General features: G+C 65.2%; 21 protein-coding genes. 12 read left to right on the top strand and 9 right to left on the bottom strand.

Features of this window, described 5'->3' with window-relative positions; translation table 11 throughout:
* Nucleotides 1–18: 18 nt before the first annotated feature.
* From NMB43_RS08925 to NMB43_RS08940, 4 genes are read left to right on the top strand one after another with little or no spacing between them, the layout of a single operon-like run.
* Nucleotides 19–783 (top strand): electron transfer flavoprotein subunit beta/FixA family protein, encoded by a 765-nt coding sequence (locus tag NMB43_RS08925; protein ID WP_494351803.1) that lies wholly within the window; start codon nt 19–21, stop codon nt 781–783.
* Nucleotides 780–1,721 (top strand): electron transfer flavoprotein subunit alpha/FixB family protein, encoded by a 942-nt coding sequence (locus NMB43_RS08930; RefSeq protein ID WP_494351804.1) that lies wholly within the window; start codon nt 780–782, stop codon nt 1,719–1,721. The genes NMB43_RS08925 and NMB43_RS08930 overlap by 4 nt, the downstream gene beginning before the upstream one ends.
* 7 nt (nt 1,722–1,728) lie before the next feature.
* Entirely contained in the window at nt 1,729–2,394 is a 666-nt protein-coding gene (locus tag NMB43_RS08935) for an energy-coupling factor ABC transporter permease (RefSeq protein WP_494351805.1), read from the top strand.
* Nucleotides 2,391–2,696: a hypothetical protein gene (locus NMB43_RS08940; RefSeq protein ID WP_494351806.1), complete on the top strand. Its 306-nt coding sequence runs from the start codon at nt 2,391–2,393 to the stop codon at nt 2,694–2,696. Before NMB43_RS08935 ends, NMB43_RS08940 begins: the two co-directional genes overlap by 4 nt.
* Here NMB43_RS08940 and NMB43_RS08945 read toward each other — a convergent pair whose 3' ends face one another.
* A complete protein-coding gene (locus NMB43_RS08945) occupies nt 2,697–4,316 on the bottom strand; it encodes an ABC-F family ATPase (RefSeq protein ID WP_494351807.1) in 1,620 nt (539 codons plus the stop codon). It abuts the gene before it with no gap.
* A 271-nt stretch (nt 4,317–4,587) separates the two neighbouring features.
* Here NMB43_RS08945 and NMB43_RS08950 point away from each other — a divergent pair, with 271 nt between their 5' ends.
* Nucleotides 4,588–5,496 (top strand): hypothetical protein, encoded by a 909-nt coding sequence (locus NMB43_RS08950; protein ID WP_494351808.1) that lies wholly within the window; start codon nt 4,588–4,590, stop codon nt 5,494–5,496.
* Between the two features lie 60 nt (nt 5,497–5,556).
* Here the strand turns inward: NMB43_RS08950 and NMB43_RS08955 are convergent, their stop codons facing one another.
* The 3 genes from NMB43_RS08955 to msrB form a co-directional block, all read right to left on the bottom strand.
* Nucleotides 5,557–6,174 carry an acetate uptake transporter gene (locus tag NMB43_RS08955; protein ID WP_494351809.1) on the bottom strand — a complete coding sequence of 206 codons (618 nt, stop codon included), beginning with the start codon at nt 6,172–6,174 and terminating at the stop codon, nt 5,557–5,559.
* Nucleotides 6,175–6,294: 120 nt separating this feature from the next.
* On the bottom strand, nt 6,295–6,762 hold the full coding sequence (locus tag NMB43_RS08960; protein ID WP_494351810.1) for an OmpA family protein: 468 nt from the start codon (nt 6,760–6,762) through the stop codon (nt 6,295–6,297).
* Between the two features lie 75 nt (nt 6,763–6,837).
* Complete coding sequence (gene msrB / locus NMB43_RS08965) at nt 6,838–7,233, bottom strand: peptide-methionine (R)-S-oxide reductase MsrB (protein WP_494351811.1); 396 nt, start codon at nt 7,231–7,233, stop codon at nt 6,838–6,840.
* 115 nt (nt 7,234–7,348) lie between these two features.
* Here msrB and NMB43_RS08970 point away from each other — a divergent pair, with 115 nt between their 5' ends.
* Together NMB43_RS08970 and purL are read left to right on the top strand one after the other, a co-directional pair.
* Nucleotides 7,349–7,930, top strand: a complete 582-nt coding sequence (locus tag NMB43_RS08970; RefSeq protein ID WP_494351812.1) for a hypothetical protein — start codon at nt 7,349–7,351, stop codon at nt 7,928–7,930.
* 134 nt (nt 7,931–8,064) lie between these two features.
* Nucleotides 8,065–12,000, top strand: a complete 3,936-nt coding sequence (purL, locus tag NMB43_RS08975; protein ID WP_494351813.1) for a phosphoribosylformylglycinamidine synthase — start codon at nt 8,065–8,067, stop codon at nt 11,998–12,000.
* A 119-nt stretch (nt 12,001–12,119) separates the two neighbouring features.
* On the opposite strand, the gene NMB43_RS08980 is transcribed toward purL, so the two are convergent.
* The 4 genes from NMB43_RS08980 to NMB43_RS08995 all read right to left on the bottom strand — a co-directional run bounded on the left by NMB43_RS08980 (nt 12,120) and on the right by NMB43_RS08995 (nt 15,904).
* Complete coding sequence (locus NMB43_RS08980) at nt 12,120–12,629, bottom strand: DUF1993 domain-containing protein (RefSeq protein ID WP_494351814.1); 510 nt, start codon at nt 12,627–12,629, stop codon at nt 12,120–12,122.
* A gap of 85 nt (nt 12,630–12,714) precedes the next feature.
* Nucleotides 12,715–13,872 carry an alpha/beta hydrolase gene (locus NMB43_RS08985; RefSeq protein WP_494351815.1) on the bottom strand — a complete coding sequence of 386 codons (1,158 nt, stop codon included), beginning with the start codon at nt 13,870–13,872 and terminating at the stop codon, nt 12,715–12,717.
* A 220-nt stretch (nt 13,873–14,092) separates the two neighbouring features.
* On the bottom strand, nt 14,093–15,406 hold the full coding sequence (locus NMB43_RS08990) for an alginate lyase family protein (RefSeq protein WP_494351816.1): 1,314 nt from the start codon (nt 15,404–15,406) through the stop codon (nt 14,093–14,095).
* 165 nt (nt 15,407–15,571) lie between these two features.
* Nucleotides 15,572–15,904, bottom strand: a complete 333-nt coding sequence (locus NMB43_RS08995) for a nucleotide pyrophosphohydrolase (RefSeq protein WP_494351817.1) — start codon at nt 15,902–15,904, stop codon at nt 15,572–15,574.
* 153 nt (nt 15,905–16,057) lie between these two features.
* On the opposite strand from NMB43_RS08995, the gene NMB43_RS09000 reads away from it, so the two are divergent.
* Genes NMB43_RS09000 through NMB43_RS09015 form a run of 4 tightly spaced genes read left to right on the top strand, consistent with a single transcriptional unit; the run spans nt 16,058 to nt 20,653 of the window.
* Nucleotides 16,058–17,458, top strand: coding sequence for a TolC family protein (locus NMB43_RS09000; RefSeq protein ID WP_494351818.1), 1,401 nt, complete (start codon nt 16,058–16,060; stop codon nt 17,456–17,458).
* A gap of 2 nt (nt 17,459–17,460) precedes the next feature.
* Nucleotides 17,461–18,726, top strand: coding sequence for an efflux RND transporter periplasmic adaptor subunit (locus NMB43_RS09005; protein WP_494351819.1), 1,266 nt, complete (start codon nt 17,461–17,463; stop codon nt 18,724–18,726).
* Nucleotides 18,726–19,433: an ABC transporter ATP-binding protein gene (locus NMB43_RS09010; protein ID WP_494351820.1), complete on the top strand. Its 708-nt coding sequence runs from the start codon at nt 18,726–18,728 to the stop codon at nt 19,431–19,433. The genes NMB43_RS09005 and NMB43_RS09010 overlap by 1 nt, the downstream gene beginning before the upstream one ends.
* On the top strand, nt 19,427–20,653 hold the full coding sequence (locus NMB43_RS09015) for an ABC transporter permease (protein ID WP_494351821.1): 1,227 nt from the start codon (nt 19,427–19,429) through the stop codon (nt 20,651–20,653). Before NMB43_RS09010 ends, NMB43_RS09015 begins: the two co-directional genes overlap by 7 nt.
* A 55-nt stretch (nt 20,654–20,708) precedes the next feature.
* Here NMB43_RS09015 and dctP read toward each other — a convergent pair whose 3' ends face one another.
* Nucleotides 20,709–21,671, bottom strand: coding sequence for a TRAP transporter substrate-binding protein DctP (dctP, locus tag NMB43_RS09020; protein WP_494351822.1), 963 nt, complete (start codon nt 21,669–21,671; stop codon nt 20,709–20,711).
* A 435-nt stretch (nt 21,672–22,106) separates the two neighbouring features.
* Between dctP and NMB43_RS09025 the strand changes: the two genes are divergently transcribed.
* A complete protein-coding gene (locus NMB43_RS09025; RefSeq protein ID WP_494351823.1) occupies nt 22,107–23,033 on the top strand; it encodes an amino acid ABC transporter substrate-binding protein in 927 nt (308 codons plus the stop codon).
* Nucleotides 23,034–23,038: the final 5 nt, after the last annotated feature.

Here is a 23,038-nt window from a genome sequence, read left to right on the forward strand (position 1 = left end):
CGCACAGGAGTGTCTGACGTGAAGATTGTGGTCCCGATCAAACGAGTGCCGGATGCCAGCTTGCGGGTCCGCGTGCTGGCGGATAGCGGCGGTGTCGACCTCGCCGGGCTCAAGATGGCGATGAACCCCTTTGACGAGATCGCGCTTGAGGAAGCCTTGCGCTTGCGCGAGGCGGGCGTTGCAAACGAAGTGGTGGTGGTGTCTTGCGGCGTCCAGGCCTGCCAGGAAACCTTGCGCATCGGCTTGGCCATGGGGGCTGACCGGGCGATTCTGGTCGAGACGAGCGCTCTGCTGCAGCCCCTGGGCGTTGCCAAGCTACTCAAGTGCGTTGTCTTACGCGAGACGCCGCAACTGGTGCTGATGGGTAAGCAGGCGATTGACGACGACGCCAATCAAACTGGCCAGATGTTGGCCGCCATGCTGGGCTGGCCACAGGCCTGCTTCGCTTCACACCTGAGCGTGAGCGAAGCGGGTATCGAGGTGACGCGGGAGATCGATGCGGGGACGGAAACCCTGTCGATGAGCCTGCCGGCGGTTGTGACTGCGGACCTGCGTCTGAACGTGCCGCGCTATGTCACCCTGCCCAACACCATGAAAGCCCGCAAGAAACAGATCGAGGTACTCCCGGCCGACACGTTCAGGGTGGACCTGGTGCCACGCCTGGAGGTGCTGAAAGTGGAAGCTCCTCTGCGGGAACGTCGTGGTCTGCACCTGAGCAAGGTCGAGGAACTGGCCGAACAGTTGAAAGCCGAGTTGGCTTGCCCGGGAGGATTACGGCCATGAGCAAGGTGCTGTGGGTGGTCGAGCACCTGCATTCCCATCTGGCCGGGGTGAGTGCGCATGCTTTGGGCGCGGCCGCCGCGCTGGGCGGTTCGGTCGATGCATTGGTGATCGGCCACGCCTGCGAAGCTGCGGCACGTGAAGCGGCTACGCTCGAGGGAGTGCGCTGCGTGCGCATGGTCGACGCGCCTCACTATGCCGACCAGACGGCGGAGAACCTGGCCATCGTGGTGGCGCAACTGGCAGGGGCCTATACCCATGTCGTATTGGCGGCCAGTTCCTACGGCAAGAATCTGGGGCCACGTGTGGCGGCCCTGCTCGATGTTGCGCCGATTACCGAGGTGGTGGCGATCGAGGCGGCGGATACCTTTGTGCGGCCGATCTATGCAGGTAACGCTCTGGAGACCGTACGCAGCCATGATCCGGTCAAGTTGCTGACCGTGCGCAGCGCGGCCTTTCCAGCAGCCGGGCCGGGCGCTAGGCCGGCACCGATCGAGCATGCGCCGGCCGGACCGGACCTGGGCGTGGTGCGCCTGCAGCGGCGCGAGTTGGCGAGGGGCGACCGACCTGCACTGGATACCGCACGCGTGGTGGTTGCTGGGGGGCGGGGTTTTGACAGCGCCGAACAGTTTCAAGGCTTGCTGACACCCTTGGCAGAAGCGCTGGGGGCTGCGATGGGCGCTTCGCGCGCGGCAGTGGATGCGGGCTTTGTCGGCAACGAGTGCCAGGTAGGACAGACCGGTCAGATCGTGGCCCCCGACCTGTACCTCGCGATCGGCATTTCTGGCGCGATCCAGCATATGGCTGGCATGCGCGATTCGCGCGTGGTGGTGGCCATCAACAAGGACCCGGAGGCGCCCATCTGCGCGCAAGCAGACTGGGTCCTGATCGGCGATCTCGCCGAAGTCGTGCCCCGCCTGACCGCACTCTTGAAGGCCTGAGCTTGCGATGAATTTTGCCGGTCAATCCGTCTCTGGAGCCTGCTTGTGGATCAGTTGGGCGGTGCTGGGGCTGAGCCTGCCCTGGCTGTTGTGGCGAGCCGGCTGGCGCGAGCTGATGCAAGGCAATCGCCTGCACCACTGGGCCGGCGCGATTCTGGCCGTAAGCCTGGCCTGGTCACTGAAAGGGGCCTTGATGCCGGGCTTCAATCTGCATCTGATCGGAGCCACGCTGCTGGCGCTGATGTTTCCCCTGCCGCTGGCCTGCGTGGCGATGCTGCTCGCGGTGGCCGTGGCCAGCCTCAATGGGGGCGAGTCCTGGGCTGCCTTCGCACTCAACCTGCTCACTGCCGGCTGGCTGCCCGTGCTGGTGACGACCGCCTGGCTGCGCTGGACCCAGCGTCATCTGCCGCACAATTACTTCGTGTTCCTGTTCGTGACGACCTGTCTTGGCGCGGTGTTGAGCGTGGCTGCCGTGGGGCTGGTCGCGACGCTGCTGATGGCCGCCTTCGGGCCCTTGCCGCTGGCCGTGCTGGTGCAGGATTACAGCCCTTTCTTCATCTTGCTCGCCTTCTCCGAGGCCTGGCTCACCGGCATGGCGATCACCTTGATGGTGGTGTGGCGACCCGGCTGGGTGGGCAGCTTCGACGACGCGAGCTACCTGGGGCGCTCATGAGCTTCTACGTCCTGCAGGTTGAAACCCAGGTCCTGCATATGCTGAACGATGAGGCCGCGGTGCGGGCCCTGTGTCTGACTGCAGAGGTGAGGGCGGAACGTTGGCTGTTCTTCGCGCAGGACGGCAGCCCCATGCGACCGCAATTCCTGCCCCCGGAGGAGGGCGGGACGGGGTACTACCTGCGACCCTGGGCATCCTGCGGTTCGTGCAGCCTGCCGCAGGTTCTGCCCTTCGTCACCGAGCTGCGCGGAGGTGAGTCGCTGGCGGTGCTGCGGACACGCCTGGGCGTGCCCGCGGGCTGATCACTCCAGGCCCTGGCTGGACAGGTATTCGTCGTAGGTACCGCGATAGTCGACGACCTTGCCGTCACCCTTGAGCTCCAGGATGCGGGTGGCCAGCGAGCTGACGAACTCGCGATCGTGCGAGACGAAGAACAGGGTGCCGGTGAAATCCATCATGCCGGAGTTCAGCGATTCGATGGACTCCATGTCCAGGTGGTTGGTCGGCTCGTCCATCACCAGCACATTCTTGCGCTGGAGCATCAGGCGGCCGAACAGCATGCGACCTTGCTCACCGCCGGAGATGACCTTGACCGATTTCTTTACCTCGTCACCCTTGAACAGCAGGCGGCCCAGGGTGCCGCGGATCAGCGTCTCGGCGTCGTCGCCCTCGTAGCCGCCTTCACGCACGTAACCCGAAATCCAGTCGGTAAGGTTTTCGTCCTTGGCGAAATCCGCGGCGTGGTCCTGCGCGTAGTAGCCCAGCTTGGCCTTCTCGGCCCACTTGATGGTGCCGGCCTGGGGCTGTAGTTCACCCATCAGCAACTTGAGCAGCGTGGTCTTGCCGACACCGTTCTCGCCGATGATCGCGACCCGGTCGCCAGCGTCGAAGGTGACGGTCAGCTTGTCGATGATCTTCTTGCTCGCGTCGTACGAGAACGACAGGTTCTCGATCTCCACCGCCTGGCGGTGCAGCTTCTCCTTCTCGTCGTAGTCGAAGCGGATCCACGGGTACTGGCGCGAGGAGGGCTTGAACTCGTCGATCTTGATCTTCTCGATCTGCTTGGCGCGGCTGGTCGCCTGGCGTGCCTTGGACTTGTTGGCCGAGAAGCGGCGCACGAACTCCTGCAGCTCCTGCACGCGTTCCTTGGCCTTGGCGTTCTGTGCCGCCTGGCGCTCGCGCGCCTGGGTGGAGGCTTCGATGTAGTCGTCCCAGGTCCCGGGCCAGACCTGGATGCGGCCGTAGTCGAGGTCGGCCATGTGGGTGCACACCTGGTTCAGGAAGTGGCGGTCGTGGGAGATGATGATCATCGTGCTGTCACGATTGTTCAGCACGTTTTCCAGCCAGCGGATGGTGTTGATGTCCAGGTTGTTGGTCGGTTCGTCGAGCAGCAGGATGTCCGGGTTCGAGAATAGCGCCTGGCACAGCAGCACGCGCAGTTTCCAGCCCGGCGCGACTTCGCGCATCGGACCGTTGTGCTGTTCGGTCGGGATGCCCACGCCCAGTAACAGCTCGCCGGCACGGGCTTCTGCCGTGTAACCGTCGTACTCGGCGAACTTGGACTCCAGTTCGGCGGCGTGCATGTAGTCGTCTTCGGTGGCTTCCGGATTGGCGTAAATCGCGTCCTTCTCTTGCATCACCGCCCACATCTCGGCATGGCCTTGCATGACCACGTCCAGCACGCGCACATCCTCGTAGGCGAACTGGTCCTGGCGCAGGAAGGCCATGCGCTCACCGGAGTCGAGTGCCACGTTGCCGGCAGAAGGCTCCAGCACGCCAGCCAGGATCTTCATGAAGGTCGACTTGCCGGCACCATTGGCGCCGATGAGGCCATAGCGGTTGCCGTCGCCGAACTTGATCGAGACGTTCTCAAACAGGGGCTTGGCCCCGAACTGCATGGTGATGTTGTTGGCAACCAGCACGGAAAACCTTTCTGCGGCGGGGGAATGGCAAAACCGGAAATTATACCGGGGGCAGGTGGTGCGAGACCATGCCTAGCCCGCACAAGTACTCGTCTTGATTCTCTCGATTGACCACTGATGGTTTACCGTGAAAACACCAAAATCAATCTTGAGAAAGCTTTCTTCCAAACGGATGATCGGCCGCGTATCGCAAGTCTGCGATTCATAAGAGAAATGACTCGATCAGCGGTCCGCCGCAAACGAGCGGATCATCAAAGGAGGGTAGTTGAAGATGTACAGCAATAAGGTGGTTGATCGTCGCCTGACGATCGCAGCGCTGCTGAGCAGCATGATTCTGGTGGCCTGTGGTGGCAGCGGTAACGATGACCCTGTGCCGACCACGACGTCGAGCAGCAGTTCGTCGTCCAGTTCGTCTTCGTCCAGCTCCTCGTCGTCTTCCTCGGGCTCGTCGTCCAGTGGTGCGGGGTCGTCCTCGAGTTCGTCTTCCTCTGGCTCCTCTTCGGGCGGGTCCAGTTCGTCGAGCAGCGGTTCGAGTTCGTCGTCCTCGTCCAGCGGGTCGTCCAGTTCGTCGTCGAGCAGCTCCTCGTCTTCCAGTAGCTCTTCATCGAGTTCTTCGTCGAGCAGTTCCTCGGGTGGAACGACGACGACCTGGGTGCCAAGCTATGCAGCCCTGTCCAGCATCGTGGCGGGCGATCCGGCTGCGAACTCGAACTCGAACTTCAACGCCACGAGCACGACGCCGGTGACGGCGGATGGCATGCTCTTCAGCTCTCCGACTGCGGGCAATTTGCGCCTGCACCTCAATGCAGCAGGTACCGAGTACGCGGTTAACTACAACGGGGAAACCGTTGCGGCCCTGAACGCCACCGGCTCGGTGACGGTGACGACTTCTAACCGCTACCTGGCCGTGCCATACACCGCTTCGGGCAATGTGACGGTGGAAATCACCTACTCGTACAGCAACAGCGGGACTTGCACCACGGCGTGTACCAATTCGCGCCTGGCCTTGGTCGATTCGGCTGGGAACATCCTCAACTCGGCCGACATCTACACCCAGTCGCCCACCAACCAGAGCCTGTCGGCGACGACATCGGCCGCGGGTCCGGTCTACGTGGTCTTCAGCCGGAATGGTGGCGGCGGTGGCGGCTTGCGAATCTGGAACGTGAAAGTGACGAAGTAAGCAGCCATTCGAGCATAAAAAAACCCGCCACTTGGCGGGTTTTTTTATGAGGCGCCAGGCTCAGGCTGCCTTCGGATACAGCTTCTGGGCCGGTGCGACGACCACATTGCCCAGTGGCAGCACGGTACGGCCATAGACTTCGTTGAGGATCTGGGCTGCGCCGGCGTAGATGGCGGAGGCGCCGCACACGATGCCTTCCCAGCCAGCCAGGGTCTTGATCGCGGCGGAGCCGGTGGCGTCGGCGACGGCCAGCAGCGCGAACAGCACGGTCAGCGAGGCGAAGATGAACTGGGTGGCGCGGTTCATCTTCAGCGTGGCGCAGAACAGGATGAAGGTGAAGATGCCCCACATGGCCAGGAAGGCGGTCATGCCGGCTTCCGAGGTGGCCGGCATCAGGCCGGTCTTGGGGAACACGATCAGGCCCACCAGCACCAGCCAGAAGAAGCCGTACGAGGTGAAGGCCACGGTACCGAAGGTGTTGCCCTTCTTCCATTCCAGCACGCCGGCGATGGCCTGGCTGATGCCGCCGTAGAAGATGCCCATGGCGAGGATCATGGCGTTGAGCTCGAACAGCCCCGCGTTGTGCAGGTTGAGCAGGACGGTGGTCATGCCGAACCCGAGCAGCCCGAGCGGGGCAGGGTTGGCGGTGGTGTCGGTGGTTTTGGCGTGGTCGGCCATCGCAATACTCCAGGGCAGGGGCAAAAAAACGAGCCCGCACATGCGGGCCCGCGGAGTGTGCCGATAACCGACTTGGGTTTACCCGTAAAAGATCAAAAACCCTGTAAGTTTGTAAGACATTTACTGCACGCGCAGTTCAACCCGGCGCGCCTCGGCGGCGTCGCTGCCGCCCAGGGTCTCGGCCGGTTTGCTGAGCTTGATGCGCGTCGCGTCCACGCCCTTGGCCGTAAGAAAGTCGCGTACTGCGATGGCGCGTTGCTTGGCCAGTTCGGCATTGCGCGCGGCATCGCCCGAGGCATCGTGGAAACCGGAAATCAGTACGATCTTGGCCTGCGCTGCGTTCGCTGCTTCGAGCACGACCGCCAGGGCCGCCTCGGTGTCGGGTGTCAGCGCGGCTTGGCCGAGCTCGAAGTAGACCTTGGCCAGGGCTTCGCCGATGGCGGCCGGGGCCTCGTCTGCCGCCACGGTGGCCGCGGGCGGCGTGTGCGTGCTGCAGGCGCCGAAGCTGACGACGGCCGCCACGAGAGCTGCCACCACGATACCGACTACGTAGAACGCGATTTTCTGGTCGCTGTCCTGCTCACTCATGTCACCCTCCCTTGCAGATCAATGGTGCCGCCAGTGTAATCCCGTCTCATGCCGCTGGTATGACAGGCGCTGCGGCTATGTCTTGTCCAGCTTGATCGAGGCGGAGTTGATGCAGTAGCGCAGGCCGGTGGGTTCCGGGCCATCCTCGAACACATGGCCCAGGTGGGCGCCGCACTGGTGGCACATTACCTCGACACGATGCATGCCGTGGCTGAAATCCTCGGCGGTCTCGATGTTGTCAGGCTCGGCGGCGGTGAAGAAACTGGGCCAGCCGCAGCCGGCATCGAACTTGTGCTCGGAGTGGAACAGTTCGGCGCCGCAGCAGATGCAGCGGTATTCGCCCTTGGCCCATTCGTTCCAGTATTGGCCGCTGAAGGGGCGCTCCGTGCCCTTGAGGCGGGCGACGCGGAATTGCTCGGGCGTGAGCTGCTCACGCCATTCGCTTTCTTTTTTATCGACCTTGCGTGACATAGGGGTTCTCCGGGTTGGTCAGTGGATGCTGAGCCCATTGCGCGGGTTTGCCAAGCCGCCGCGGCTGTTGTGGTACAAGGCTCAGCTTCATGCCGAGGCAGGCAGGAGGACGCAGATGAAGGGTTCGGTGCGCGGGCTGTGTGGCCTGCTGCTGTCTATGTGGGGGGCGATCGTCCAGGCGCAAGGCTTGGCACCCGCCTGGGGCGAGCTGAGCGTGGAATCGCTGTTGCCGACACGGGACGATCGCCAGATCGAGACGCGTAACCTGCATCTGCTGTTCGGCAAGGCCGGCATCGCGGACAGCCGCGTGCAGTATGCGCTGGGGCTGACGCTGACCCAGGCCGAGGGTTCGATCCGGCTGGACGAGAACGGTGCGACGGTCAGTCATGAGTCCAATGCCAGTGGCGCCGGGCCGGCCATGCGGGTGCGCTTCGCGGCATGGCGCTGCGACTGGCTGACTGTCTGGTTGCAGGCGCAGGGCGCCGTGCTGCTCTACGACCGCGAGTTTCCGTACGGTGGCGAGCGTTACAACTTCATGTGGCGGGCCGGGCCAGCGCTGGAATTCCGACTCGGCAAGGCGTCGGCGCTGAACCTTCAGTACCACTGGGCGCATGTTTCGAACGGGCTAGGGAGCGGAGATCACAACCCGGCGTACGCAGCGCGCGGCGCGTCACTGGGCCTGCGCCTGGCGTGGTAGGGCGCGGGTGAGGTTTGGGTGAGGTTCGGGTGGCCGGAAATCCTTGAATTCGCTAGAATTCCGCCCTCCTGATCGCCAGCCGGTGCGGCCACTGCCTCACCGCCGGCTTCTTCCCCACCGCGAGCAGACCCTCAATGTCCGACATCCTCAAGCTTCGTGGCGCGCCGGCCTTCTCGGCTTCGCGCCTGTCCCGCCTTTCCGAATCCCTGCAGTCCGCCGCCGGCAAAGTGCGTGGCGTAGCCGCCGAACACTGGTATTTCGTCGAGATCAATGCGCCGCTGAGCGCCCTAGAGCAGGAGCGCCTGGTCGAACTGCTGGATGCGCATCCGGCCAGCGCCGCACTGCCGGCTGGCGTGGGCCTGTTGGTCACGCCGCGTCTGGGCACCATCTCGCCGTGGTCGTCGAAGGCGACGGACATCGCCCACAACTGTGGTTTCGACAAGATCGTGCGCATCGAGCGCGGCACGATGTTCACGCTGGACATCAAGACGCTGGACGACGCGGCACGCGCCGCCGTGCTGCCGCTGCTGCACGACCGCATGACCGAGTCGGTGCTGGACAATGTGGATGCCGCCGCGCGCCTGTTCGCGCACTATGCGCCGCAACCGCTGACCACGGTGGATGTGATCGGTGGCGGCCGCGCTGCGCTGGTCGCGGCCAACGGCGAGCTGGGCCTGGCATTGTCGGAAGACGAGATCGACTACCTGGTCGACAACTTCACGCGCATCCAGCGCAACCCGACCGATGTGGAACTCATGATGTTCGCGCAGGCGAACTCGGAGCACTGCCGCCACAAGATCTTCAATGCCGACTGGATCATCGACGGCCGGACCGAGTCCAAGAGCCTGTTCGGCATGATCAAGGACACGCACAAGGCCACGCCGCAGGGCACGGTGGTCGCGTATTCGGACAATGCCGCCATCATCAATGGCTACACGGTCGACCGTTTCTACCCGGAGGCCGATGGCAAGTGGAGCTTCAAGCAGGAAGAGACGCACCTGCTGGCCAAGGTGGAGACGCACAACCACCCGACCGCGATCTCCCCCTTCCCCGGCGCTTCGACCGGCGCGGGCGGCGAGATCCGCGACGAAGGCGCCACCGGGCGTGGCTCGCGCCCCAAGGCGGGTCTCGCGGGCTTCTCGGTCTCGAACCTGAACATCCCCGGCGCGGTTCAGCCCTGGGAGTTGAACTATGGCAAGCCGGAACGCATTGCATCCGCGCTGGACATCATGATCGAAGGCCCGCTGGGGGCGGCTGCCTTCAACAACGAATTCGGCCGCCCGAACTTGGCCGGTTACTTCCGTACCTTCGAGCAGGAGGTGCAAGGCGAGGTGCGCGGCTACCACAAGCCCATCATGATCGCGGGCGGCGTCGGCAACATCCAGGCGCAGCAGTCCGAGAAGATCAAGTTCGCGCCCGGCACGCTGCTGATCCAGCTCGGCGGCCCCGGCATGCTGATCGGCCTGGGCGGTGGCGCGGCTTCGTCGATGACGACTGGCACCAACACGGCCGACCTCGACTTCGCCTCGGTGCAGCGTGGCAACCCCGAGATCCAGCGCCGCGCGCAGGAAGTCATCGACGCCTGCTGGCAGCTTGGCGACAAGAACCCCATCCTGGCGATCCATGACGTGGGCGCCGGCGGCATCTCCAACGCCTTCCCCGAACTGGCCGATTCGGCCAGCCTCGGTGCGCATTTCGAGCTGCGCGAAGTGAAGATCGAAGAGCCCGGCATGAGCCCGCGCGAGATCTGGTCGAACGAAGCGCAGGAGCGCTACGTGCTGGCCATCGCGCCGGAGAGCCTGCCGGTCTTCGAGGCCTTCTGCGCGCGCGAGCGCTGCCCCTTCGCGGTGGTCGGCCGCGCCACGGCGGAAGAGCAACTGGTCGTGTCCGACAGCCATTTCTCTAACCGCCCGGTCGACATGGAAATGCAGGTGCTGCTGGGCAAGCCGCCGAAGATGACGCGCAACGTCGCGACGCGCCAGATCTTCCTGCCGCCATTCGATGTGACGGCCATCGAGGTCAAGGAAGCCGCCCTGCGCGTGCTGCGCATGCCGGCCGTGGCGAGCAAGAATTTCCTGATCACCATCGGCGACCGCTCGGTCGGCGGCATGACGGCGCGCGACCAGATGGTCGGCCCCTGGCAGGTGCCGGTGGCCGACGTGGCGGTGACGACCCTGAGCTTCCACGGCTACGCCGGCGAGGCGATGGCGATGGGCGAGCGTACGCCGCTGGCCTGTGTGAGCCCGGCCGCTTCGGGCCGCATGGCGGTCGGCGAGGCGATCACCAACCTGATGGCGGCCGACGTGGCCGACCTGCAGCAGGTGAAGCTGTCGGCCAACTGGATGGCGGCTTGCGGCCACCGTGGCGAAGACGCGCGCCTGTTCGAAACGGTCAAGGCGGTGTCCGAGTTCTGTATCGGCGCGAATCTGGCGATCCCGGTCGGCAAGGATTCGCTGTCGATGAAGACGGCGTGGAAGGAGGGCGAAGAGGACAAGGCTGTCATCTCGCCGCTGTCCATGATCGCCACCGCCTTCGTGCCCGTCGCGGACGTGCGCAAGACGCTGACGCCGCAACTCAAGCTGGAGGCCGGTGTCGAGACCGAACTGGTGCTGATCGACCTCGGCAAGCAGAAGCATCGCCTCGGCGGCTCGGTGCTGGCCCAGGCCTACAACTCGGTGGGCGAACATGCGCCGGACATCGATGCCGAGACGTTGAAGCAGTTCGTGAACGGCCTCAACGCACTCAAGCGCGACGGCCTGGTGCTGGCCTATCACGACCGCTCCGACGGTGGCCTGTTCGCCACGCTGGCCGAGATGGCGTTTGCCTCGCGCAGCGGTATTTCCATCGAGCTGGATTCGGTGGCTTACGACGACATGACCAGCGATGTCGACGGCAGCGAAAAGCGCCCGGACCTGCTCAAGGGTCGCTTCAACGATCGCGTCTTCGGTGCACTGTTCGCCGAGGAGTTGGGTGCGGTGATCCAGATCCGCCGCGCGGACCGGGAAAAGGTCCAGCAGACGCTGCGCGAAGCCGGCCTCGGCGCCGCGACGCACTTCATCGGCTTCCCGAATGACCGCGGCACGCTGCGCATCCGCCGTAACGCCAAGGTGGTGTTCGAAGACGATGTGAACGCGCTGCTGCAGGTGTGGAGCGAAGTCAGCCATCAGATTGCCCGCATCCGCGACGACGCAGAGTCGGCCGACCAGGAATTCGCAGCCTTGGCTGACAAGGCGAATCCAGGCCTGTCGGTGCAACTGAGCTATGACGCGAGCGAAGATATCGCGGCCCCCTTCATCGCGTCTGGGCGTCGTCCGAAAGTGGTCATCCTGCGCGAGCAGGGCGTCAATTCGCAGAACGAGATGGCCTCGGCCTTCGAGGCCGCCGGCTTCGCCCCATACGATGTTCACATGTCGGACCTGATGTCCGGCCGCGTGAAGCTGGACGACTTCGTGGGCCTCGCGGCCTGCGGCGGTTTCTCGTATGGCGACGTGCTGGGCGCGGGGCAGGGCTGGGCCAAGTCCATCCTGTTCAATGAGCGTCTGCGTGAGCAGTTCGCGGCCTTCTTCTCGCGCTCCGACACCTTCGCGCTGGGCGTGTGCAATGGCTGCCAGATGATGAGTAACCTGGCCGAGATCATCCCCGGCGCCGAAGCCTGGCCGCGTTTCCATCGCAATCGCAGCGAGCAGTTCGAGGCACGCGTGGCGATGGTCGAGGTGCTGGAGTCGCCGTCGATCTTCCTGCAAGGCATGGCCGGCAGCCGCATGCCCATCGTGGTCAGCCACGGCGAAGGCCGCGCGGTGTTCCAGGGCGTGGATGACCGTGACAACGCACTGGTCGCGGTGCGTTTCGTTAACAATGCCGGCGGCATCGCGACGACCTATCCTGCCAACCCGAACGGCTCGCCGGACGGCATCACGGGCCTGACGACGCCGGACGGCCGCTTCACCATCATGATGCCGCACCCGGAACGCTGCCGCCGCACGGTGCAGATGAGCTGGGCGCCGGACTTCCTCGGCGAAGACTCGCCGTGGATGCGCATGTTCCGCAACGCACGCAAGTGGGTGGGCTGATTCGCCCCCTCACACGTATCGCGTAGGGCGGAACTCCCTAGGAGGTTCCGCCAGCCGCCGCAAGGCGGCATGAGCCTCCGTTTACCGCCGCGTGGCGGAACCGCCTTTGGCGTTCCGCCCTACTTGTTGGCGCCGAGGTAATCCGCCTTGCCCAGCTCCACGCCATTGCTGCGCGCGATGCCATAGGCCGTGCTGACGTGGAAGTAGAGGTTGGGCAGTACGTAGTAGCAGAGGTAGTCCTGTCCCTTGAAGTGGCGGTCGCCGCTGCGCAGGCTCAGGGTGATCGGTTTCGTTTCGCTGCCGTCGATCTGTTCGGGCGTGAAGGTCTGCAGGAAGGCAATGGTCTTCTGCGCGCGCTCGATCAACTCGGGGAATGTGCTTTCGTTGTCCTCGTAGCGCGGAATGTCCACGCCGGCGAGGCGGGCAGCGCCCCCTTTGACCATGTCGCAGGCGATCTGCACCTGGCTGGACAGGGGCAGCATATCCGGGAACAGGCGCGCCTTGATGAAGACGCCAGGCTCGATCTTGCGTGCCTCGGCATGCGCGGCGATCTTGCCCAGGATGTCGACGAGGTTCTTCAGGGCGTGGATGGCGGGTGGGACAAGGGCCTGGTACATGGAGAGGCTCATGGCGTGCTCCTGCGAGGGTAGAAGGGAAGGGGGCTTACTGTGCCACTCCCCGATCCGCGCGCCAAGCAGCGATGCGTGTGCGGGCCTACTTGCTGCTGAGGCTGCCCAGTGGGCGTAGCCAGCGTGGCGCATCCAGCGCCAGCCAGTCGCGCGCAGCTTCGCTGCCCTGGCTGACCGCATCCAGGAAGGCCAGGCTCACGCTTTCCATGACCAAGCGCGATGGATCGCCTCGCATGCCAGTGTCTTCGTCCTCCGGACGCTCGCCCTGAGCCTCGCCATTCCGCTTGCCACCACTGGGCGGCCCACCTGCCTGACCACCCATGCCGTCGCCTCCACCCGGGCCGCCGCGTTCGCCGCCCGGGGGTGTTCCACCCGACCCGCCACGCCCGTCGGCACGTCGCGTGCGCGCAGTCTCCATGCCGCCTGTTTCCTCGTTGCCAGCAAGGGCACGATGCGAGACCTTGTTGAGGACCAGCAGGTACTTGTCCTCGCGCGGCATGCCACGGTAGGGCAGGCTGCGCAGACTGAGGTCGCGGATCAGTCCGTGGTCGTCGAAATCGCCGTCCGAGCTCATGCTGAGGACGGGTACCGACACCGAGGCATAACGTGCGTGGCTGGCTTCGGTGGCGTCGTGGTAAGGGCTGATCGCGATGATGCCGCGCAGCCCGGCGATCTGCGCCTGCGCAGCACCGGCCCAGCGTTCGCCCGAGCAGGCGAGGGCGGTGTCGGCCCCGAGGTCGAAGCCGGCGAGCACGATGCGCTCGAAGTCGATCTGCGCGAAACCGCGCTCGCCTATGATGGCGAGCCGGCGGGCCTCGGCCAGCGCGGCCTGCAGTTGTGCCACGCGGCGCGTCCGTACATCGTCCTGGTAGATGGCGCGGGCCTGCAGGAACACGCTGCCACGGGCCGCGGTGTCCGCGTGGCGTGCGCCGGCGGCCCATTCCTGCGCCTGGATCGCCAGCACGACATGGCCCTGGCCGGCCCAGGCGTCGCGCCAGCGCCGTCCGGCCGCAATGTCCTCGCCCCAACCCGGCATGTAGATGATCAGGGGGAAGCGGCCCTGTTCGCGCGGCGCGAGGATTTCGGCGGACAGCGTGCCCTGTGCTGTCTGCCATTGCTGGCGCTGGACCTCGGTGGGCAGGCGGGGACCGCTGCGATAGGCCTGATCCTGCGGGATCGCCTGAACCTGGGGTGTGGGCGATGGGGCACGGCCTGGTGCGTGGCTGCAGGCGCTGAGCAGCATGACCAGGCTCAGTAGCACGCACGTTAGCAGGGGCAGGTGGTACGCGGGGCAGCGGAGGGCGTGAAGTCTCATTCTGGGCGGGGAGGGATGCTGATCCGTCCAGTGTGGAAGAAGCCGCTGCCAAATCGGGTGAGCGTGTGTCAGCAGGTTTTGCGGCGCCTTGCTTTTCTTCACACAAAGAAAGGCGCCACGCAGGCGCCTTTCTTTGGGAGCGGAACGCTCACTTCTTCATCACCGGCCAGATCAGACGGTCGACCACGTTGCTGGTGGTCGGCTTTGGCTGATTGATGGCGCCGTAGAAGGCCAGGTATTCCTGTGCTTCGTAGGTGTGTTCTTTGATCGAGTAGGCGGCCTTCGCGTAGCTGCCTCCGCCGTAGGCGCGCTCGGCCTTGAGCAGCGGTCCTTGCGAGACTTCCTCTTCCATGTCGCGCAGTTCCTTGTAGGGCCAGCTTTCCGGCTTCTGCACGTAGGGCACGATGAAGTTCACCGCGTTCTTGAGGCCGCGCGTCTTGTCGCGCTTCTTCCACACCTCGACTTTCACGATCTCGCCGTAGCGCGCGATGTTGGTCATCGCATCGAGGTTGAAGGCGACGTAGTGGAAGGGCGTGGTGCGCTCCAGTTCGGCCCATTGCTTGCCGTCGATGGCTACCTGGCTGGCGATGCGCAGGTCGACGCCACGTTCGACGGCGCGCTTGGCGGTCAGCGTGTCGCCGCCGAAGAGTGCGAAGGCGGCAATCTGCATGTCATAGAACGTGCCGTGGTTGTTGTGGGCGTTGAATTCCTCGATGCCCAGCTCGCTGGTGAGCATCCAGTCGGAGAACTCGCGGAACCACTTCTTCAGATCGGCCACTTCGCTGGCGCTGAGTACCTTGGCCGGCTCGATCAGGCCCACCGCGTCGATCACCATCCAGTAGTTGCGGGTGTCGATCAGGCCGATGCCACGCCCGTCGGTGCGGCCCATGACGGCCTGGCCGAACTTGAGGTTCGGGTTCATGCGCGTCTTGGGGTCGAGGAACCAGGTACGGATCACGTCTGCCGCCTTCTTGGCGTAGCGCGCGTCACCGGTGAAGTGGTAGGCCAGCGAGAGGTTCTGCGCCGACAGGCACATGACCTGGTTGCGCACCGAGTCGGAGTCGGCATTCTTGGACGACGGGTTGAACTGGCCGTCCTTCTGGATGTAGGGCAGGCCGTCCGGCTTGCTGGGGTCCGGCCACCAGTAGGGCGCGAGGCTCAGGTAGTCGTTCTTGCTGCCGCTGGGCGGCATGATCTTCTTGTAGGTCACCGATTCCGGCGCCAGTTGCAGCGCCGCGTTGGCGTCGGCAATCAGCTTGTTGTAGGCCGGGGTCAGTTGCGCATCGCCAGCCTTGACCTGTTGCTTCGCGTAGTCGAGGTAGGCCTTGTCCATGGTGATGACCGCAGGCACGGTCACCTGGGGCGCGGCGGGATTCGTGGCAGCGGTCTTGTCCGCCGTGCTGGCGCAGGCTGCACACAGGATGCCGGCCAGCAGGCCTAGCATTCCGGTCCGGAAAGTCATGATGAACGTCTCCAATCAGTAGGTTTGGTCAGGCGTGGGCGGATCTACGAGCTGCGTACCCTACGCCGCCTGTGCACAGGATAGCTCAAAGATAATCGTTTAACTTGTTCAGTAAAACCCCGACGTAATGTCAGTAATATTCAGACAGGTATGCGTTACCCCGCCTTAACCCTGAGGCTGGGTGGGCGGGTACTTGATCGCGTTGAGCGCGATCTTGTCGCGCACGGCCTGATCGAGGTCGATCTCCAGCACCATCGCGAGGCGTACCAGGTACAGCAGCACGTCTGCCACTTCCTGGCGCACATGCTCGGCCTTGCTCGTCTGCATGATGGTCTCCGCCTCGGCGTCGCTCATCCATTGGAAGATTTCGGCGAGTTCGCCGACCTCGCCAGTGAGCGCCAGCAGGAGGTTGCGCGGCGTGTGGAAACGATCCCAGTCACGCTGTCCGGCGAACTCGGCCAGGGCGTGCTGCAAGGCGGTGGTGTCGATCAGGGGCATGGGGGGAGAGAACAAATTAGAGGGTGGTGGGTCCACACGCCAACACGGTGTGTGTCATTCCAAACATATCATTACAAAATGCCGCTGCTTCCTCGCAAAGCCTGCCAGGCGAGGGCGTATGCTTCGGGCCTCCCGGATTGTCCGCCTATCCCGATGTCTTCGTCGTTGATACGTGCCCTCGCCCTGATCGGCGTGCTTCTCTCTGTCAGCTCGCTGCATGCGGCGGACGCGCTGCCTTGCAGTGCCAGCCTGCCGCCTTCGCCCCTGGCCCTGTCCGACGCGATCGACTTCGCCCTGTGCAACCAGCCGCAGACACGTGTGGCCTGGGCCCAGGTGCGGGCGCAGGAAGCGGCGCGTGCGCAGGCAGCCGGCGCTTTGCTGCCCTCGGCCAGCCTCAACGCTGACTGGCAACGCGAGCAGACCCGTACCGCCTCGCTGGAGCGTGAGAACAGCTCGCTCGGCGCTTCGCTGCGTCTGGCCTACACCTTGTTCGATTTCGGCCAGCGCGCGGCCCGCCTGGACTCGGCCGACGCCACCCTGGCGGCAGCGGGGTATGCGCGTGATACGAGCTTTGCCCAGGTGTGGCTCAACACCGCACAGCGCTATTTCAACGTGGCGCGCACGGTGAGCCAGATCGACGCGGCGCGGGCCGCCGAGAAGGCGGCCCAGGTGAGCCTGGCGGCGGCCGAGAACCGCGCCCGCGTCGGCAGCGCGACGCAACTGGATGTGCTGCAGGCGCGCGCCTCGTTGGCCCAGGCCACGCTCAACCGCACCCGGGCCGAAGGCCAGCTCGATCTCAGCCGCGGCTTGCTGGCGCAGGCCATGGGCATCAGCCCGACGAGCCTGCAGGATATCCGCAGCATCCCGGCCGATCTGCCGCTGTTGCCGATTCCGGAGAGCGAGCTCGGGCGCCTGCTCGACGAGGCGATGCGTGAGCGGCCCGAGGTGCGCCAGGCCCTGGCCACCATCGAATCGGCCGAGGCCAACATCCGCGCCGCACGCGCCAGCGGCCTGCCCAGCCTGGCCCTGGGCGCCGGCCTCAATGCCTCGCGCAGCGACAATGTGAATCAGTATGGCAACAGCATCGGCCTGACCCTCAGCGTGCCGCTGGATATCAATGGCATCACGCGGGCCCAGGTGCAGCAGGCGCAAGCGCAACGCGATGCGCAGGCGGCCAGCCTGGACGTGACGCGACGCAGCGTCGAGAGCGACGCCTGGCAGAGCTTCTACAACCTGCGTCTGGCCCTGGAGACGGTGGGCTCGGCGCAGGCGGTGGAGACCAATACCGGCCGTGCGGCGCAGGCGGCGCTGGCGCGTTACGAGGCGGGCATCAGCAGCATCCTCGACGTGCTGACGGCGCAGACCGCCCATGCCAATGCCCAGCAGCAGCTTACCGCAGCCCGTTTCGACTGGCTGAGCGCACGCGCCAGCCTGGCCTGGGCCTTGGGCGGCAGCCTCGCGAGCAGCCCGCAGGGCTGGCGCCCCGTCCTGTCCGCCGAGCAGGCGGTCCCTCCGTCTCCGCCCACCTCGCAGCCTTCACCCTCGTCTCGCTGACCATGAAGCGTTCCCGCATCCTCCCGCTCCTGATCCTTCCCCTCGTGCTGGCCGCTGCGGCCTATGGTGGCTGGCGCTGGTGGAAGGCCAGCCAGGTCGTGCCCTCGCCCTATCGCACCGCGCAGGTGACGCGTGGCGACCTGGTGCAGACGGTCAGCGCGACCGGCACCATCAACCCGGTGCGCGTGGTCAACGTGGGCACCCAGGTGTCGGGCACGATCCGCCACCTCTACGTCGACTACAACACCCGCGTGGAGCAGGGCCAGGTGCTGCTGCAACTGGATACCGACATCCTGTCGGCACGCCTGCGCCAGAGCCAGGCCAACCTGGCGACCGCCAAGGCACGCCTGGTGCTGGCGCAGACCAATGTCGAACGCATGCGCCGCCTGCGCGAGCAGGACTATGCATCGCAACAGGAACTGGACCAGAGCGAGGCCGATTTTGCCGCCGCCCGGGCCACCGTGCAGCAGACCCAGGCGCAGGTCGACAGTGACAGCTTCAACCTCAACAACGCGACGATCCGTTCTCCAGTCTCCGGCGTGGTGATCGACAAGTCGGTCGACCTCGGGCAGACCGTGGCGGCCAACTTCCAGACGCCCAATCTGCTGAAGATTGCCGAGGACATGAGCCGCATGCAGATCAATGCGAGCTTCTCGGAGGCCGACCTCGGGCGCATCCGCGAGGGTCAGGATGCCAGCTTCCGCGTCGACGCCTTTCCCGGCCGCGTGCTGGCCGGCAAGGTGCGCCAGGTGCGCCTGAACCCGATCACCACGCAGAACGTGGTGACCTATGACGTGGTGATCGACGTCGACAATCCCGGGCAGATGCTGCTGCCGGGCATGACGGCCTATGTCGACATCGACACCGGCCGGCGCAGCCAGGCCCTGCTGGTGCCCAACTCGGCGCTGCGCTATCGCCCGGCCAATGACAAGGGGGGCAATGCGGCAGGCAATAGGGCTGACGCCCGCGCCGAGAATGCACCGCGCCCGGCCGCGTCGGCGCCCGCCGCGCAGCCACGCCGTGCGCGAGGCAATGGCGAAGCGGTGGCGGGCGAGCAGCGTGGCCGCGCTGGCACGGTGTACGTGCTGGACGGGGCCGAACCACGTCGGGTGGAGCTGCGCACCGGACTGTCCGACAATCGTCTGACCGAGGTGATCGCGGGGGAGCTGACCGAGGGCGTCAGCGTGATCATCGGCGACGCCGTGCCGCAGAAGCAGGACAGCGCGGCGCGTCCGCTGGGCGCCGGCGGCCCGATGCGGAGGTTCTGATGGCCGAGGCGGTCATCGCGGTGCAAGGCCTGCGCAAGACTTACCACACCGAGGCCGGGCCGGTGCCGGTGCTGCACGGGGTGGACTTCCACATGGGGCGCGGCGAGTTCGTCGCCGTCATGGGGCCGTCCGGCTCCGGCAAGTCGACCTTCATGAACATCCTGGGCTGCCTGGACCTCGCGTCGGAAGGGGACTACAGGCTGGCCGGCGAGAAGGTGTCCGAGCTGAATCCCGACCAGTTGGCCGGCCTGCGCAACCGGGTGATCGGCTTCGTGTTCCAGGGCTTCAACCTGCTGCCACGCGCCAACCTGCTGGACAACGTGGCCCTGCCGCTGGTCTATGCCGGCGTGCCGCGCCCGCTGCGTCACGAGCGCGCCGCCCGCATGCTGGAGCGGGTAGGCCTGGGAAAGTACGGTCATGTGCGGCCGAACCAGATATCCGGCGGCCAGCAGCAGCGCGTGGCCATCGCGCGGGCACTGGTCGGCGAGCCGCAACTGATCCTGGCCGATGAGCCGACCGGCAACCTCGACAGCCAGACCGGCGAGGAGATCATGGGCCTGTTCTGCCGTCTCAACGATGAAGGCGTCAGCATCGTGCTGGTGACGCACGAGGCCGACATCGCGGAGCATGCGCGGCGCCTGGTGCGCTTTCACGATGGCCTGATCGTCGAGGATGCGCCGGTGATGCAGCGGAGGTGGGCATGCTGATGTGGTGGGCCGCCATCGGCGAGGCCTGGCATGCCATGGGGGCCAATCGCCTGCGCTCCTTCCTGACCATGCTGGGCATGATGATCGGCGTCGCCGCGGTGGTGCTGATGCTGGCCGTGGGGCAGGGCGCGCGCGACGCGGTCAAGCGCCAGATCGAGTCGATGGGCAGCAATCTCTTCATCGTGCTGGCCGGCTCGCAGAACACCAGTGGTGCGCGCATTGGCAGCGGCAATGCGGTCACGCTGACCAGTGATGATGCCGATGCCATAGCCCAGTTGCCCGGCGTGGCCGCCGCCGCGCCCATGGTGTTCAGCGGCCAGCAGGTGGTGTATGGCAACAACAACTGGGGCACCCAGGTATTCGGCAGCAACGAGGCCTATGTGCAGGTGCGAGACTGGGAAATCGAGCGCGGCGACAACCTCGACGCCGACCACGTGACTTCCTCGCGGCGCGTGGCCGTGCTGGGGCAGACCGTGGTGCAGAACCTGTTCGGTGACGAGGACCCGCTGGGCAAGACCTTCCGCATCCGCAACTCCTCATTCACCGTGATCGGGGTGCTGGCCCACAAGGGGCAGAGCCTGGATGGACGTGATCAGGACGACACCGTGCTGGTGCCGCATTCGGCGGCGGCGCGCTCGCTGTTTGGCACGCGCTTCCGCAACTCGGTGCGCATGATCCTGGTGCAGGCCGAGTCGGAAGACGCGATGCCGCAAGTCCAGCATGACATGACCGAACTGCTGCGCGATCGTCATCGCATCGGGCCAGGCGTGGAGGATGACTTCTTCATCAACAACCTCACCGCCGCAGCCAATGCGGCAGCCGAGGTGGCGCGCACCATGTCCCTGCTGCTCGGCGCCATCGCCTCGGTGTCCCTGGTGGTGGGCGGCATCGGCATCATGAACATCATGCTGGTGTCGGTGACCGAGCGCACGCGCGAGATCGGCATCCGCATGGCCATCGGTGCGCGGCGCAAGGATCTTTTGCGGCAGTTCCTGGTGGAGTCTCTGCTGCTGTCGCTGACCGGGGGCCTGATCGGCGTGCTGGTGGGCGTGGGCGGCGCCTGGCTGGTGGAAGAGGTGTGGAAGACCCAGGTGAACGTGACCACCGCCGCGCTGACCGTGGCCTTCGTGATCTCTGCCGCGATCGGCGTGTTCTTCGGCTTCTATCCGGCGCTTAAGGCCTCGCGCCTGGATCCGATCGAGGCCTTGCGCTACCAGTGAGTGCGGCCTCGCCAGGAATGGGCGGGCCCACTGCGGGTCCCGCCCGGCACCCTTCTTAGTTGCCCGACATGATGCGGAACATCAGGTTGGTCGAATCCTGGCTCTTGATGACCGGCTCGTAGATCGTGCGCATGCGCGCCACGAAGTTCTCCGGGCTGCGCAATTCGGCGAACTTGACGCCGGCCTTCTCCAGGCGGCCCTTGACCGTGGCCTCCAGTTGCGCGCGCTGCTGGCGCATGTAGGTGGCCGAGGCGATGGCCGCCTGCTTCACCCTGGCTTTGTCGTCGGCACTCAGCGCGGCCCAGCGCTGGGTGGAGATGATCAGCGCTTCCGGCAGCACGTTGTGGTGGCTGAACACGTAGTGCGGCGCCACCTTGTGATGCTGCGTCAGCTCATAGGAGATGATGTCGTTCTCGGCGCCGTCGAGCTCGCCTGACTTGAGCGCGTCGCCCACCTTGTCGAAGGCCAGGGTGGAGGGAACGCCCTGCAAGGCCTTGATCATGGAGATCATGCTCTCGCGGTTGGCGACCCGGATCTTCTGCTGGTCAAAGTCGGTGGAGTGGCGCAGCGGCTTGCTGCGCGAGTAGAAGGAGCGCGAGCCGCCGTTGTACCAGGCCAGCACGATCACACCTTTCTTGGCCAGTTCGGCCTCCAGCGACTGGCCGACCGGGCCATCCAGCACGCGCAGCATGTGTTGCTGGTTCTGGAACAGGAAGGGCAGGGACAGCACTTCCATGACCGGATAGAACTCGGCCAGCCCGGAGTTGCTGATGACCATGAAGTCCACTTCGCCCTTCTTGTACTTGGGAATGACTTCTTTCTGGGCCCCCAGGTCCTGCCGCCACAGCGTCTTGCCGTCGAGGCTGCCCTTGCTGTCCTGCTTGAGGAGCTCGAAGAAGCGCTTCATGCCCTGGTGGTTGGGGTAGTCCTCGTTTTCAAGCACCCAGCCGGTCAGCGGAGCAGCGCTGGCAAGGCCGGAGCCCAGGAAAGCCAGCAGGGCGAGCAGTCGTTTGAACATCTTGTCTATTCCTCTGTTGCGAAGGGCTGCGCAGATGGACCCGCGTTTTCCGCGTGCGTTCATTGGGAAAAACAGGCGCGGCCCCGAATCTAGCGGATCAATATGCTTCCGGCAATTTTCACTGCAGCATGAGGATCATGCGGGCTCATTCCAGCGCCCGAATAGTCCTCTTCGTCGGCTGTGGGCTGCCAGCCGGAACTCAAACTGGTAAAACAAGGGTTAACCCTTATGTCTCGGGTGGCGCTTCCACGGTGGCCCCTGTCCCGCCTGGCTGCAGACCGCATGCCTTTCGTCAGGTGAGCGACGAAAGGCGCCATGCCAGCTTGATCTGCATCCAGTCGTTCTCCGACACGACCGCCAGACTGCGTCTCCCGGGTCTTTCCGCGCAACCCGTGCGAGTTCAACCCGGCCCACAAGGTCATACCGGAGTTCCCGATGTATCCCGTCAGCCTGTCCAGTTTCTCCCCCCTTCCCCGTTTCGTCGGTTCTTTGCTGTGCCTCGCGATCGGTGCAAGCCTGCCCGGCAGCGCGCTTGCCGAAGACACGCTCGACAAGATCCGCCAGACGCGCACCATCACGCTCGGTAACCGCGAGGCGGCGCGCCCCTTCTCCTACCTCGACGCCGACAAGAAGCCGGTCGGCTATTCGGTCGACCTGTGCCTGCGCGTGGTGGACACCTTGCGCAAGGAGCTCAAGATGCCCGACCTCAAGGTGAAGTACGTGACCCTGTCGGGGGCTGAGCGCATCCCCAAGCTTATGGATGGTTCCGTTGATCTGGAATGTGGCCCCACCACCAACACCAAGGCGCGGCAGGAGAAGGTGGATTTCAGCTACACCATCTTCGTGGCCGGCATGAAGATCCTGACCGCCGACAAGGGCGTGACCCAGCCGGCCAGCCTGAGCGGGCGCAAGGTGGCACTAAGCAAGGGCACGACCTCGGAGAAGCTGTTCACCCAGATGCGTGATGCCGAACTGGGCAGCATGCAATTGGTGAGCTACCCCAGTAACGCGGAAGCCTTCAAGGCCCTGCAGGCGGGCCAGGTGGTCGCCTTCCCGCAGGACGACATCCTCCTGATGGGCATGTTGGCCGCAGCGCCGGACGCGCAGAAGTACAGCCTGACGGAGAGCTATCTGTCGATCGAGCCCTACGCGATCATGGTGCGCAAGGGCGACGAGGCCTTGTTGTCGGCGGTGGACCGGACCCTGCGCGGCCTCTATTCGAGCGGCCAGATCAACGCGATCTATGAGCGCTGGTTCGACACCGAGTCGATCAAGCTGCCCATGTCGCGCCTGCTGCGCGATTCCTTCTCACGGCCGACCAAGGAGGCCGGCTTCGCGCGCGTGCTGGGGCATTCGCTCTGAGGCAC

This window comes from Uliginosibacterium sangjuense, from assembly GCF_059132465.1.